The following is a 14,493-nucleotide window of genomic DNA, read 5'->3' as shown; positions in this document are numbered from 1 at the left end:
AATCCTCGTTGCCGGGCCGGGAGTCGCCGGATAAGGTGTTGACCAACTGGACAAAAACCACGACGGTAGCGGGTCAAGGGCTTTCATTGGAGCCCTGAAAGAACACCTCAACCCTGAGCCGGGAACTCAGGTCAACAAACAACAAAACAGGGAACAATCATCATGATGATGGAAAAGCTTGCTCTACGATCCCGCATCTTGCTGGCGGGCGCCGCCATGTCGGCGCTGCTTCTGGCCGGAGCGCCGGCTGGCGCGGTCACCCCCGCCGACACGCTTGTCGAAGGTTTTGCCATCGACGACATCATCTCGATGGATCCGGGCGAGGCGTTCGAGCTGTCGACCGCCGAGGTCACCGGCAACACCTATGATCTTCTTGTCCGCCTCGACCTCAGCGACACCTCCAAGGTCAAGCCAGATCTCGCCGCAAGCTGGACCGTCTCCGACGATGGCCTGACCTATACGTTCAAGCTCAAGCCGGGCCTGAAATTCGCCTCAGGCAACCCGATCACCGCCGCCGACGTCGCCTGGTCGTTCGAGCGCGCCGTCAAGCTGGACAAGAGCCCCGCCTTCATCATCGGCCAGTTCGGCATTAGCGGCGACAACGTCACCGAAAAGGCCAAGGCGGTCGACGACACCACCTTCCAGTTCACCGTCGACAAGGCCTATGCGCCAAGTTTCGTGTTGAACTGCCTGTCGGCCACCGTTGCCTCCGTTGTCGACGCCAAGCTGGTCAAGGAACATGTCGCGGCGGTCACGCCGAGCGCCGACTACAAATGGGACAACGACTTCGGCAACGCCTGGCTGAAGACAGGCTATGCCGGCTCGGGCGCCTTCAAGCTGCGCGAATGGCGTGCCAACGAGGCCGTCGTCCTGGAACGCAACGACAATTACTACGGCGAGAAGGCCAAGCTTGCCCGCGTCATCTACCGCAACATGAAGGAAAGCTCGGCGCAACGCCTGGCGCTCGAGGCCGGCGATATCGACGTTGCCCGCAACCTCGAACCGAACGACCTCGACGCCATCGCCAAGAACGCCGACCTCACCTCGACCAGCGCGCCCAAGGGCACCGTCTACTACATCAGCCTCAACCAGAAGAACCCGAACCTCGCCAAACCCGAGGTGCGTCAGGCCTTCAAATATCTGGTCGACTATGATGCGCTGGGTTCGACCATCCTCAAGGGCATCGGCGAGATCCACCAGACCTTCCTGCCCAAGGGCGTGCTGGGCGAACTCGACGAAAACCCCTTCAAGCTCGACGTCGCCAAGGCCAAGGAATTGCTGGCCAAGGCTGGCTTGGCGGACGGCTTCAGCGTCACCATGGACGTGCGCACCGGCCAGCCGACCACCGGCATGGCGGAATCCATCCAGCAGACGCTCGGACAGGCCGGCATCAAGCTGGAGATCATCCCTGGCGACGGCAAGCAGACGCTGACCAAATACCGCGCCCGCAACCACGACATCTATATCGGCAATTGGGGCCAGGATTATTTCGATCCGAACTCCAACGCGCAAACCTTTGCCTCGAACCCGGACAATTCGGATGCCGGCAAGTCCCACACGCTCGCCTGGCGCAACAGCTGGGACATTCCGGATCTGACCAAGCAAACGGAAGCAGCCCTGCTCGAGAAGGACTCGGGCAAGCGCGCCGATATGTACAAGGATCTCGAGAAGAAGATTCTCGACACCAGCCCGTTCGTCATCATCCACCAGCAGCTGGAAGTTGCCGGTCTGCGCAAGAACCTCAAGGGCTTCGCGCTCGGTCCGAGCTTCGACACCAACTTCGTCGGGCCGGTCTCCAAGGAATAGTGTTCGCGGACACGCCGCATGAGCACGATTGAAAACGAAAGCGGGCGCGGCAGCGCCCGCGCCGTCGCCCTTGCATCATCGCTTGGCCGCTTCCTGGTCATTGCGGTGACGACCTATCTCGGTCTTCTCGCGGTCACTTTCTTCATTGGCCGCGTCATCCCGATCGACCCGGTGCTGGCCGTGCTCGGCGACCGGGCACCCGCCAATGTCGTGGAGCGAACGCGCCGCGAGATGGGCCTCGACCTGCCGTTGATCGAGCAGTTCTACATCTATGTGAAACATGCGCTGAGCGGCGATTTCGGCATCTCCGTGCTGACCACCAATCCCGTCATGACCGACATCCGCCGCGCTCTTCCCGCAACGACGGAACTGGCGACATTGGGGACACTGATCGGCGCGCTGTTCGGTGTGCCGCTCGGAGTGCTGGCCGCGGTCAAACGCGGCAGCCTCGTCGATCAGATTGTGCGCATCATCGGCCTGATCGGCTATTCCGTGCCCATCTTCTGGCTGGGCCTGCTGGCCCTGGTGCTGTTCTACGCCAAGCTGCAATGGGTGGCCTTCCCGGCACGGCTCGACGTGGTCTACGAATACACTTTCACGCCGGTCACCGGTTTCTACCTGCTCGACTCCGCGATGCAGGGACAGTGGGATGTCTTCTACGACGCCTTCCGGCACATCATCCTGCCGGCCTCGCTGCTCGGCTATTTCTCGCTCGCCTATATCAGCCGCATGACGCGCTCGTTCATGCTCAATGAACTCGCCCAGGAATATGTCGTCGCGGCGCGCGCCAAGGGCCTGTCGGGAACCCGCATCATCTGGGGCCACGCGCTGCGCAATGCCGCCGTGCCGATGGTCACCGTGATCGCGCTCTCCTATGCCGGGCTGCTCGAGGGCTCGGTGCTGACCGAGACCGTCTTCTCCTGGCCGGGCATCGGCCTCTACATCACCAACTCGCTGCAGAACGCCGACATGAACGCCGTGCTCGGCGGCACCATCGTCATCGGCTCGGTGTTCATCGGCATCAACCTCCTGTCCGATCTTCTCTACCGCGTGCTCGACCCGAGGACGAAGACAGGATGAGCAGAGGTATCGCGCTTTCGGGCTTGGCTGCGGCAAATCACCCCCACTCCGGCCCTTCGGGCCACCTCTCCCCCTGTCCGGGGGAGAGGAAAAGGCAGCCCCACGCCTGGCGCCTTTCCTCTCCCCCGTCGAGCGGCGCAGAGGTGGTCTGCGAAGCAGACCGGAGTGGGGGTCGACGGCTTCAAGAGGCATCGTCATGACCGTCTCCGATGCCCGCCCCTTCTCCCGTCGCGAATGGTTGTTGTCGGAGCGGCCGGCATCGCGCATGCAGGCAAGGCTCGGTCGCGCCTATGTCGCCTGGCGGCGCTTTTCCGCCAATCGTCTGGCCTTTGTCGGCCTGCTGATCATCATCGCCTTGCTGCTCGTCGCCGCCCTTGCCGGTGTGCTGGCGCCGTATTCGCCGACCTTCGGCGACCTGAAGAACGCGCGGCTGCTGGCGCCGAGTGCGCAGCACTGGTTCGGCACCGACGACCTCGGCCGCGACATCTATTCGCGCATCCTCTACGGCTCGCGCTGGACGCTTTATGTCGTCGTCCTGGTCGCCATCATCGCCGCACCCATCGGGCTTCTGGTCGGCACCGTCGCCGGCTATGCCGGCGGCTGGACCGACGCGATCCTGATGCGCATCACCGACATTTTCCTTGCCTTCCCCAAGCTGGTGCTGGCGCTGGCCTTCGTCGCCGCCCTTGGCCCCGGCATCGAGAATGCCGTGCTGGCGATCGCCATCACCTCCTGGCCGCCCTATGCCCGCATCGCGCGTGCCGAGACGCTCACCGTGCGCAACTCGGACTACATCAAGGCGGTGCAACTGATGGGCGCCTCTCCCTTCCGCATCGTGTTGCGCCACATCATGCCGCTGTGCATCTCCTCGCTGATCATCCGCGTGACGCTCGACATGGCCGGCATCATCCTGACGGCCGCGGGCCTCGGCTTCCTCGGCCTTGGCGCGCAGCCGCCGCTGCCGGAATGGGGCACCATGATCGCTTCGGGCCGCCGGTTCATCCTCGACCAATGGTGGGTGGCCGGTGCGCCGGGCTTCGCCATCCTGATCGTCAGCCTCGGTTTCAACCTGCTCGGCGACGGCCTGCGTGACGCGCTCGATCCCCGTAGTGGTGACCAATGAACGGCCGAACTGGGACACTGCTTGAGGTGGATGATCTGCGGGTCACCTTTCCGACCCGCACGGGCATGATCGAGGCGGTGCGCGGCGTTTCCTTTTCGCTTGGCCGCGAACGGCTCGGCATCGTCGGCGAGTCCGGCTCGGGCAAGTCGCAGACGGGCCGCGCCATCATGGGTCTGACGCCGCCGCAGGCCCGGATATCGGCCAACAAATTGACCTTCGACGGCATCGACCTGCTCGGCATCTCGCCACGCCAACGCCGCGCGTTGCGAGGCAACCGCATCGCCATGATCCTGCAGGATCCGAAATATTCGCTCGACCCGGTGATGAGCATCGGCCGCCAGATCGTCGAGACGCTGCGCACGCACGAAAAGGTCGGCAAGGCCGAGGCGCGCGAGCGCGCGCTGGCCATGCTCGAGGCGGTGCAGATCCGCGATCCCAAACGCGTCTTCGACCTGCACCCGCACGAAGTGTCGGGCGGCATGGGCCAGCGCGCCATGATCGCCATGATGCTGATCGCCGGGCCGGAAATGATGATCGCCGACGAGCCGACCTCGGCGCTCGACGTCACCGTGCAGCTCGATGTGCTCGGTATCCTCGACCGGCTGGTCGCGGAGCGGGGCATGGGACTGGTCTTCATCTCGCACGATCTGCGCCTGGTTTCCTCCTTCTGCGACCGCGTCATCGTCATGTATGCCGGCAAGGTGGTCGAGCAGCTCAGGGCCTCGGAACTCAGCCAGGCCCAGCATCCCTATACGCGCGGCCTGCTCAACTGCATGCCCAAGATCGGCGCCGACCGCCATCCCCTGCCGGTGCTCGACCGCAAGCCGGAGTGGGCGGCATGACATCAGCGATCGCCGTCGACACGCTGGAGGTGATCTTCGACCGCTTTCGCGCGCTGAAGGGCGTCAGTCTCGACGTGCAGCCGGGCGAATCCTTCGGCCTGGTCGGTGAATCCGGTTCCGGCAAATCGACATTGCTGCGAGCCATCGCCGGTCTCGCGCCGGTCGCCTCGGGCAGCATCGCCGTCAACGGCAAGACGCTCGGCGCGCGCCGCGATAAGGCCTTTTACCGCGAAGTGCAGATGGTCTTCCAGGATCCGTATGGGTCGCTGCACCCGCGCCAGACGGTCGACCGCCTGCTGCAGGAGCCGCTCGCCATCCACGGCTTTGCCGACGGCGAAAAGCGCATCGAGCGCGCGCTCGACGAGGTCGGCCTCGGCAACGGTTTTCGCTTCCGTTACGCGCACCAGCTCTCGGGCGGCCAGCGCCAGCGTGTCGCGATCGCCCGCGCGCTGATCCTCGAGCCCTCGATCCTGCTGCTAGACGAGCCGACCTCGGCGCTCGACGCCTCCGTGCAGGCGGAAGTGCTCAACCTGCTGGAGGAAGTCCGGCGGCGGCGCAAGCTGACCTTCCTGATGGTCAGCCACGACCTCGCCATCATCACCCATATGTGCGAGCGGCTGATGGTGATGCAGGGCGGCGAGGCAGTGGAAAATCTGGTGGCGAACGATCTGGTCGAGCGCCGTGTGACCAAGGATTATACGCGCAACCTGCTGCGAGCCAGCGACGGGTTTGTAAGAACCGCCTGAATTCGCTCTTCCTGTGCACAGACCAACCGGGCAATTCCATGGGGGAATGGAAGTTTGCAGATCCACCCAATGTCGCGGTGCTATCGGACAAGAGTATATTCAAATCTGACGATTGGATCGCATACGTCGTGCATGAAGCTGACGACGACGACATCTACAACGAAGAAGGTGGCAGCTGGCAGTTTCACAGCAGCGACACTCGAGATCGGAACGAACGTGAGATAATGCTCGTCGGCCTGCAGGAGGTGGTTCGGCGGGATGAAAGCATCTTGGCGTTGGCCGATTTGCCGAAAGGTTGGCATGCTTGGCGCAGTTCCAAATCGGCGCCTTGGCAGCGCGCCAAATCACTCCCCGTGCCGTCCAACGATAACGAGTGATACTGCAGGATCTTAAGTCGAACCTTGCGCCAGTTCGCCGTTCTCCGGAACGGATGGGTTGTCCCCTTGCTTCGGCTCCTTGATCCTGAACCATGTCACATAAAGCGCCGGCAGGAACAGCAGCGTGATCGCCGTGCCGGCGATGATGCCGCCCATCATGGCATAGGCCATCGGCCCCCAGAACACTTCGCGGGCGATCGGGATCAGCGCCAGGCTGGCGGCGGCGGCGGTCAGTGCGATCGGCCGCATGCGGTGCTCGGTGGCCTCGATCACGGCGGCCCAGCGATCCTTGCCTTCGACGACAAGATCCTCGATCTGCACGATCAGGATGACCGAGTTGCGGATCAGGATGCCGATCAGCGCCAGCACGCCGAGGATGGCGACGAAGCCGAGCGGCGCGCCGCTCGGCACCAGTGCCGCCACCACGCCGATCAGCCCGAGCGGCGCCACCGCCACCACCAGGAACAGGCGCTGGAAGCTCTGCAACTGCACCATCAGGATGGTCGCCATCACGAACAGCATCAGCGGCACGACGGCGGCGATCGGCCCCTGGCTCTTGGCGCTTTCCTCGACGGAGCCGGCGGTCTCGACCGAATAGCCGGGCGGCAGCTTGGTGATGAAGGCGTCGACCGACGGTTTCAGCTCGTTGACGACGGTCGCCGGCAGCACGTCGCCAACCAGGCCGGCGCGCACGGTGATGGTCGGGATGCGGTCACGCCGCCACACCGTCGGCTGCTCCAGATCGTAGCGGAAATTGGCAACCGCCGCGAGCGGGATAGCCTCGCCATTGCCCGTCGGCAGCTGGATGTTCTGCAGCGTCTCGATCGAGCCGCGCTCGGCCCCGCGCGAACGGGCCACGACATTGATCAGGTAGGTCGCGTCACGCACCTGGGTGATCGTCGATCCGCCCACCGTGCTGTTCAGCGTGCTGGCGATATCGGAGGAGGTGATGCCGAGCTGGCGCGCCTTGTCCTGCAGCACATCGACCCTCAGCACGCGCTGTGGTTCGTTCCAGTCGAAGGTGGGTGCGGCAAGTTTCGGATTGGCCGAGATGATGCCGGCGAATTGCTGCGCCAGTTCCCGCACCGTCTGGATGTCAGGGCCGCCGACGCGATATTGCACCGGGCGCCCGACCGGTGGCCCAAGCTCGAGCGGCTTGACGAAGGCGTCGGTGCCGACGAATTCGGCGCGCAGCAGCTTCTCGAGCGCCGGCTTCACCCGGTTGCGCGCCTCGATGCTCTTGGTGACGATCACGGTCTGGCCGAAATAGGGATTGGCGGGCTGCACGTCATAGGCCAGCACGAAGCGCACCGCGCCCTGGCCGATATAGGAGGAGAAGTGGTCGATGTCGGGATTGCCGACCAGCGCCCGCTGTTCGAAGCGGTCCATCTGGTCGCGCGTCTCGGTGATCGAGGAGTTCTGCGGCAGGTTCCAGTCGACGATCAGTTCCGGCCGGTCGGAAGGCGGGAAGAACTGTTGCTGGACGAGCCCGAAGCCGGCGATCGAGCCAGCGAACAGCAGCACGGTCACGATGATCGTCAGCCAATGATGTCGCACCGAGCCGACAAGCACGCGCCGGAACAGCGACGTGAAGCGGCCCGGCTGGTCGTGGTGCTTCTCCTTCATCGTCGCGGGCAGGATGGTGACGCCAAGCAGCGGCGCGAACAGCACCGCCACGATCCATGACACCAAGAGCGACACCGCGATGACGACGAACAGCGTGAAGGTGTACTCGCCTGCCGCGCTCGAGTTGAGGCCGATCGGGATGAAGCCGGCGACCGTCACCAGCGTGCCGGTCAGCATCGGGAAGGCGGTCGAGGTGTAGACATAGGTCGCCGCCCTGCGCAGGGTGTCGCCAACCTCCAGCCGCGCCACCATCATTTCGACCGCGATCATCGCATCGTCGACCAGCAGCCCGAGCGCGATGATCAGCGCGCCGAGTGAAATGCGCTGCAGCGATATGCCCAGATACTCCATGACGGTGAAGGTGATGGCCAGCACCAGCGGGATCGACAGCGCGACGACGAAGCCGGCGCGCATGCCGAGGCTGATGAAGGAGACGGCAAGCACGATCGCCACCGCCTCGAACAGCGCACGCGTGAAGCCTGAGACGGCCTCCTCGACGATGACGGGCTGGTCGGCGACCAGATGCACGCCGACGCCGACCGGAAGGTCGGCCAGCACCTTGTCCATCTCCTCATGCAGCGCTTCGCCGAACTTGAGCAGATTGGCGTTGGGCTTCATGCCGATGGCAAGCCCGATCGCATCCTGGCCGTTGAAGCGGAACAGGGCTGTCGGGGGGTCGGCATAACCGCGCGTGATCGTCGCCACGTCGCTCAGCCGGAAGAACCGGTCGTTGACGCGCAGATTGATGGCGCGCAGGCTCTCCTCGGAGGCGAACTGGCCGCCGACGCGCACGCTGATGCGCTCCGGCCCGGACTGGATGACGCCGGACGGCGTGATCGCGTTCTGCGCTTGCAGGCTGGCCACGATTTGCTGCTGGTTGAGGCCAAGCGCGGCGATCTGGCGGGTCGAGAATTCGAGATAGATCGCCTCGTCCTGCGCACCGACCAGATCGACCTTGCCGGCATTGGGCACGGTCAGGATCTTGGTTCGCACATCCTCCACATAGTCGCGCAATTGGCGTGGCGTCAGCCCGTCGGCGGTGAAGGCATAGATGTTGCCGTAGACGTCACCGAAGCGGTCGTTGAAGAACGGTCCCTGCACGCCTTGCGGAAACTGCGCCTTGATGTCGTTGACCATGTTGCGCACCTGAAGCCAGTTCGGCGCGACGTCGCGCGCCTTGGTGGTGTCCTTCAGGTTGACGAAGATGACAGTCTGGCCGGCTGTCGTCACCGACTTGGTGTAGTCGAGGCTGTCGAGTTCCTCGAGCTTTTTCTCGATGCGATCGGTCACCTGCTGCACGGTCTCCTTGACCGAAGCGCCCGGCCAGTTGGCCTGGATGATCATCGTCTTGATGGTGAAGTTGGGATCTTCCTCGCGGCCGAGATTGAGGTAGGAGAAGATGCCGGCCACCACGAAGACCAGCATGAAATACCAGACCAGCGAGCGGTGGTTGAGCGCCCAGTCGGAGAGGTTGAAGCCCTTCATGAGGCCCCTCCCTCGAGCACTTTCACTTTCTGGCCGTCGACGAGGCTGTGAACGCCGGCGGTGACGACGCGCATGCCGGCGTCCAGTCCATCCGCCACGGTAAAGGTGCCGCCATTCTTCGACGCGACCTTGATGTCGTGCGCGCTCACGCTCGACGTCTTTGGATCGACGATCCACACTTTTTCGGAGCCGTTCTTTTCTAGCAGCGCCGAAATGGGCAGTTCGATCGTCGGCACGACCTTGGTCATCCGGGTCGCCGTCACCGTCGAGCCGAGCCTGAAGGCTTGCGGCGGATCGGTGAGCGTCAGCTTGACGCGCCGTGTGCGGGTCGAGCCCTCGGATTGGGGGGCGATCTCGCGCAGCTTGGCCTCGGTCTGGATCGTCGGCAGCGACTGCAGGATGACCTGGAACGGCGTGCCGGCCGAAAGATCGCCGGTCAACCGGTCGGGAATGTCGACCACTGCCTCGCGCAGGTCCGAACGCGCCACGGTGACGATGGTCTGCCCGGGCGAAACCGTCTGGCCAACTTCGGCGCCGACGGCGGTGACGACGCCGTCGAAATCAGAAAACAGCCTGGCATAACCGAGCTGCTCCTGCGATTTCGCCAGCGAAGCCTTGGCCCGCTCGACACTGGCTTCCGCGGCTTTGCGTGCCTGCTGCGCTGCGTCGAAGACCGACTGCGGCGTATTGGCAGAGGTCAGCAACTGGCGCTGGCGTTCCTCGCTGGCGGCGGCATTGGCGAATTGCGCCTCGGCATTGGAGAGTTCGGCCTTGGCAGCCTGGACTGCCAGCTCCAGCGCGGTTGGGTCGAGTGCGGCGATCGTCGTGCCCTTGCTGACGGTGTCGCCGACCTTGACGTCGCGCGAGACGACGCGGCCGAGCAGGCGGAAGGCAAGATCGGCGCTGACCTGTGGCTCGACCGAGCCGGCGAAACCGAAAGTCTGCGTGGTGCGCGGCTCGACCACGACCGACAGCACCGGTCGGACGATTTGCGGCGGTTTTTCGTCCGATTTCGAACAGGCGGAAAGCGCGGCAAGGCCAAGCAGGACGGGTAGCAGCCGCTTCATTGCCCTGCTCCCGATATCTCGACCGTCTGGCCGGGGCTGAGCAATTGCCCGCCTGATGTAACGACGCTCTGGCCTTCGTTCAGGCCCTCGGCGATGACGACGGTACCCGAATCGAACGCCAGTACCTCGACCGGCGCCGCCGTCACCGCCTTGGTCGCGGGATCGACGATCCAGACCGCCGGCTTACCAGCGCTCGATGTCAAGGCCTGCCAGGGCAACAGGATCGCCTTCGCCGGCTTGGCGCCGACCGAGCCGATGACGGCCGCCCCCAGCGGCATCCCGGCCGGCGTGTCGGGAATGGCGACCTTGACCCTGATCGAGCCCGAAGCCGGGTCGACTGCCGGCGAGATTTCGCGCACCTTGCCCGTCGCGCGGACCTGCGGGTCGGACAACAGCGTGATCGTTACCGCCGGTGAAGCCGGCGTTTTGGCGACCAGCGTCTCCTGCACGTTGAACACCGCGTCGCGGTCGCCGTCCTCGGCGACGGTGAAGACGGTCTGCGCCGCCTGCACCACCTGGCCGGTTTCGACCTGGCGTGCGGTAATAACGCCTGCCGCACCGGCCTTGAGTTCGGTGAAGGACAGATTCTGCTGGGCATTGGCGAATGCGCTCCGCGCGGCGTCGACGCTGCCTTGCGCGACTTTCAGCGCCTGGTCGGCCGCGTCATAATCGCGCCTGGTGGTGAAGCCCTGGGCAAGCAGCGTCTTTTGCCGCTCGAACGTGGCCGCGGCCTGTGTCAATTGTGCCTGCGCGGCATCGAGATCGGCCTGCGCGGAGCGCAAATCGGACTCCTGCTCCTGCGGATCGATACGCGCAAGCACCGTCCCCTGATCGATATGCTGGCCGACATCGACAAGCCGCTCCGCGACGCGTCCGCCAACCCGGAACGAAAGATTGTTCAACGTACGCGCCGCGATCACCCCGGTCAGCGAGGTTCTCGGCGCATAATCGGCCATCGCCACCGTTTCGGTGCGCACCATGACCGGCAGCTTCTTTTCCGCCGCCTCCTGCTTCTGGCAACCGGCGAGCAGCGCCAGGGCCGTGCAGGCGAGAATCGAAGCGGCTGGACAAGACAAAAGGTTGGGAGTTTTAGCGGATGGCGGCGAGACGGACGATGTCGCGTTGCTGCTCATGGCTCCCCTCGGCCGCGCGCCGGTCGCTGATCGCGATCCCCTCGCGGATATCAGAAGATAATCGATCCCGGAAAAAAGGAAACCGGCCTCGTACGCCTATCGCCGGACTGGTTAAGGCAGGCCCAATCGACCCTGTGATGGTGCCGGCTTGAGGAAAATCTGAAATAAGGTCAGAAGGGAATTCAACGGCATCAAACAGAACGGGCCCCATCTCGATGAGGGATGACCCGGTGAGGGATATCATGAAGAACTCCGCCATTTCCGAACGCAAGAACCAGTCGATTTCGCGCGGCGTCGGCATGACCACGCAGATCTATGCCGACCGGGCCGAGAACTCGGAGATCTGGGATGTCGAGGGCCGCCGCTATATCGACTTCTCCTCGGGCATCGCCGTCGTCAATACCGGCCATCGCCATCCCAGGGTGATCGAGGCGGTCAAGGCGCAGCTCGACCGTTTCACCCACACCTGCCACCAGGTTGTGCCCTATGAGAGCTATGTGCGGCTGGCCGAACGGTTGAACGCCATGCTGCCCGGCAAGTTCGAGAAGAAGACCATCTTCGTCACCACCGGCGCCGAGGCGGTGGAGAACGCCATCAAGATCGCTCGCAACGCCACCGGCCGCCAGGCCGTCATCGCCTTCGGCGGCGGCTTCCATGGCCGCACCTTCATGGGCATGGCGCTGACCGGCAAGGTCGTGCCCTACAAGGTTGGCTTCGGAGCCATGCCGGGCGACGTCTACCACGTGCCGTTCCCCGTGCAACTGCATGGTGTCTCGGTCGCCGATTCGCTTGCCGCGCTCGACAAGCTGTTCAAGGCGGATGTCGATCCGGCCCGCGTCGCCGCGATCATCATCGAGCCGGTTCAGGGCGAGGGCGGCTTCTACGACGCGCCGCGTGAACTGCTGACGGCGCTGCGCAAGCTCTGCGACCAGCACGGCATGCTGTTGATCGCCGACGAAGTGCAGACCGGCTTTGCCCGCACCGGCAAGATGTTCGCCATGGACCATCACGAGGTGGCCGCCGACATCACCACCATGGCCAAGAGCCTGGCTGGCGGCTTCCCGCTGTCGGCCGTCACCGGCCGCGCCGAGATCATGGACGCGCCCAGCCCCGGTGGACTGGGCGGCACCTATGGCGGCAGCCCGATCGGCGTCGCCGCCGCGCACGCCGTGCTCGATGTGATCGAGGACGAAAAGCTCTGCGATCGCGCCAACACGCTGGGTGCGCGGTTGAAGCAGCGTCTGCAGTCGATCCGTGACGACGTGCCCGAGATTGTCGACATCAGGGGTTTGGGCTTCATGAACGCGGTGGAGTTCAACGACGTCAAGAAGGGCCTGCCGTCGGCCGAGATCGCCAACGCGATCCGCCTGAAAGCGCTCGACAAGGACCTGATCCTGCTGACCTGCGGCGTCTACGGCAACGTCATCCGCTTCCTGGCGCCGATCACCATCCAGGACGAGGTCATGAACGAAGCGCTCGACATTCTGGAAAGCTCGATCCGCGAGGTCTGCGCCGCCTGAACGGCGCTTACCTTCTCCCTGTCACTACACGGGGAGAAGGTGCCGGCAGGCGGATGAGGGGCGGCGCGGACGTCTGAATTGACTCCTGTCGCCAATACCGCCTCGTCTCGGCCAGCAGATTGTGCCTATTTGACCTGCGCTCGTTTTCGCAGTGCTTCGAAATCGCCATCATCAACCGAGGGACCCGGTTCGGATGACGCGCCCTCAAGGAGCAGATGCAGAAGCCGTTGACGGTCTTGATCGCGGCGGATCAACTCACCGAAATATTCGCTCGTCACGGGCTGGCTCCATGTTCTGGAATGTCGCCAGTGCCGCCTTCAGCCCGTCCGGGCCTGCGGCCACCATCTGCGGCGTTGGCGAAAAACCGGCACTGAGCATCTTGCGGCCAAGCATGTGGTCGCCGGGGCGGTTGACGGATTCGATGCCGAGCAGCCGGTCACCGGCATAGTGGTAGATCGAGAATTTGTTGTCGCGCAGGTCGCCGAGCACGACATGGCTGTCGCCGCCGGCGGTCAGGCCTACCATTTGCAGCTTCATGTCGCCAATGTCGGACCAGAACCATGGCACCGCTGAATAGGCGTCGGTGTGACCGGTAATTGTCCGGGCGGCGAGCCGCGCCTGGTCGGTGGCGTTCTGCACCGATTCCAGCCTGACATCGCCGCCGGTGAACCAGTGCCGATACGAGGCGGCGTCGCCGATGGCCAGAATCTCCGGCACCGAACTGCGCATCTGATGATCGACGCGGATGCCGTTGGCGACAGCAAGGCCCGCGGCTTGCGCCAGTTCGACATTCGGCACGGCGCCGATGCCGACCACGACCATGCGCGCCGGCAGCCTTTCGCCAGACGAGGTGATCGCGGCCGTGACCTTGCCGTCTTCGCCTTCGAGCCTTGAGATCGAGGTTCCGGTCAGGATGCGCACGCCGGTCGCTTCCAGCCTTTGCCGGACATGGCTCGCCACCACCGGCGCCACGGCGCGGCCGAGCAGCCGGTCGACTGCTTCAACAACCGTCACGGTGCGACCGGCCGCCCGCAGCGTCGCGGCGATTTCCAGCCCGATAAAGCCGCCGCCGAGGATGACGATATCTTCGCTCTCAGCGCTCAGCTCCCGGATCAGCCGCGCGTCGGCCAGCGAGCGCAGCGACACCACGCCCGATAGATCGGAGCCTGGCAGCGGCAGGGCGCGCGGGCGCGATCCGGTCGCCAGGATCAGATTGTCGAAGGCAAGTGCGCCGCCGCCGGCAATGTCGAGACCGTGGCGGCCGGCATCGATGCGCTCGATCCGGATCCCAGGCCGGTAGTCGATGGCGCTGCCGGTGTAGAAGGCCTCGCCCCGAAGCGGTTGAGGCTTGGCTTCGGCATCCTTGATGAAGGTCTTCGAGAGCGGCGGCTTGTGGTAGGGCAGTTCGTTCTCGTCGCCGACCAGGATCACCGGGCCATCATAGCCATCCTCGCGCAGACTGGCGGCCGCCTGCACGCCCGCATGACCCGCACCGACAATTACCACGCCGTTCTTCATCGCATTCCGATCCCGATCGATCCTAGGACGTCTCGCCAAGGGGCAATTGTCTGACGCCGCCGCAAGAGAGGGTTTGCGGGTCGCACCCGGGACGGCGACTGTCAATCGTACAGTTCGGCCGCAAAGCCGATGCAGCGGGCGCGTAAAGTTGACCATCGTAGTTTAGAATA

At 64.4% G+C, this 14,493-nt stretch carries 12 protein-coding genes; 7 read left to right on the top strand and 5 right to left on the bottom strand.

Annotated elements, in window-relative coordinates; genetic code table 11:
- Window positions 1–162 precede the first annotated feature (162 nt).
- The 6 genes from EN804_RS20585 to EN804_RS20560 all read left to right on the top strand — a co-directional run bounded on the left by EN804_RS20585 (window position 163) and on the right by EN804_RS20560 (window position 5,974).
- Window positions 163–1,806, top strand: a complete 1,644-nt coding sequence (locus tag EN804_RS20585) for an ABC transporter substrate-binding protein (RefSeq protein WP_135882896.1) — start codon at window positions 163–165, stop codon at window positions 1,804–1,806.
- An 18-nt stretch (window positions 1,807–1,824) separates the two neighbouring features.
- A complete protein-coding gene (locus EN804_RS20580) occupies window positions 1,825–2,886 on the top strand; it encodes an ABC transporter permease (protein ID WP_135921077.1) in 1,062 nt (353 codons plus the stop codon).
- 196 nt (window positions 2,887–3,082) lie between these two features.
- Window positions 3,083–4,009: a nickel transporter permease gene (gene nikC, locus EN804_RS20575; RefSeq protein ID WP_135882894.1), complete on the top strand. Its 927-nt coding sequence runs from the start codon at window positions 3,083–3,085 to the stop codon at window positions 4,007–4,009.
- On the top strand, window positions 4,006–4,851 hold the full coding sequence (locus EN804_RS20570) for an ABC transporter ATP-binding protein (RefSeq protein ID WP_135921074.1): 846 nt from the start codon (window positions 4,006–4,008) through the stop codon (window positions 4,849–4,851). The genes nikC and EN804_RS20570 overlap by 4 nt, the downstream gene beginning before the upstream one ends.
- Window positions 4,848–5,597, top strand: coding sequence for an ABC transporter ATP-binding protein (locus tag EN804_RS20565; RefSeq protein WP_127870724.1), 750 nt, complete (start codon window positions 4,848–4,850; stop codon window positions 5,595–5,597). The genes EN804_RS20570 and EN804_RS20565 overlap by 4 nt, the downstream gene beginning before the upstream one ends.
- Before the next feature lie 38 nt (window positions 5,598–5,635).
- A complete protein-coding gene (locus EN804_RS20560) occupies window positions 5,636–5,974 on the top strand; it encodes a hypothetical protein (protein WP_135921072.1) in 339 nt (112 codons plus the stop codon).
- 12 nt (window positions 5,975–5,986) lie between these two features.
- Here the strand turns inward: EN804_RS20560 and EN804_RS20555 are convergent, their stop codons facing one another.
- The 4 genes from EN804_RS20555 to EN804_RS20540 are packed head-to-tail and all read right to left on the bottom strand — an operon-like array spanning window position 5,987 to window position 11,529.
- A complete protein-coding gene (locus EN804_RS20555) occupies window positions 5,987–9,085 on the bottom strand; it encodes an efflux RND transporter permease subunit (protein WP_135921070.1) in 3,099 nt (1,032 codons plus the stop codon).
- Window positions 9,082–10,152 carry an efflux RND transporter periplasmic adaptor subunit gene (locus EN804_RS20550; RefSeq protein WP_135882890.1) on the bottom strand — a complete coding sequence of 357 codons (1,071 nt, stop codon included), beginning with the start codon at window positions 10,150–10,152 and terminating at the stop codon, window positions 9,082–9,084. Before EN804_RS20550 ends, EN804_RS20555 begins: the two co-directional genes overlap by 4 nt.
- Window positions 10,149–11,285, bottom strand: a complete 1,137-nt coding sequence (locus tag EN804_RS20545; protein ID WP_135882889.1) for an efflux RND transporter periplasmic adaptor subunit — start codon at window positions 11,283–11,285, stop codon at window positions 10,149–10,151. The genes EN804_RS20550 and EN804_RS20545 overlap by 4 nt, the downstream gene beginning before the upstream one ends.
- Complete coding sequence (locus EN804_RS20540) at window positions 11,242–11,529, bottom strand: hypothetical protein (RefSeq protein ID WP_135882888.1); 288 nt, start codon at window positions 11,527–11,529, stop codon at window positions 11,242–11,244. The genes EN804_RS20545 and EN804_RS20540 overlap by 44 nt, the downstream gene beginning before the upstream one ends.
- On the opposite strand from EN804_RS20540, the gene EN804_RS20535 reads away from it, so the two are divergent.
- The gene (locus EN804_RS20535; RefSeq protein ID WP_135921068.1) at window positions 11,528–12,805 is read left to right on the top strand and encodes a 4-aminobutyrate--2-oxoglutarate transaminase; all 1,278 of its coding nucleotides are present in this window, start codon (window positions 11,528–11,530) and stop codon (window positions 12,803–12,805) included. The two genes, EN804_RS20540 and EN804_RS20535, sit on opposite strands and share 2 nt — an antisense overlap.
- A 255-nt stretch (window positions 12,806–13,060) precedes the next feature.
- Here the strand turns inward: EN804_RS20535 and EN804_RS20525 are convergent, their stop codons facing one another.
- Complete coding sequence (locus EN804_RS20525; RefSeq protein ID WP_135882887.1) at window positions 13,061–14,323, bottom strand: FAD-dependent oxidoreductase; 1,263 nt, start codon at window positions 14,321–14,323, stop codon at window positions 13,061–13,063.
- Window positions 14,324–14,493: the final 170 nt, after the last annotated feature.

Origin of the sequence: Mesorhizobium sp. M8A.F.Ca.ET.161.01.1.1 (assembly GCF_004792105.1) — a bacterium.
Classification (GTDB): Bacteria; Pseudomonadota; Alphaproteobacteria; order Rhizobiales; family Rhizobiaceae; genus Mesorhizobium.
Note: the sequence above shows the minus strand (reverse complement) of the source record. Positions and strands in the feature narration are given on the sequence as shown.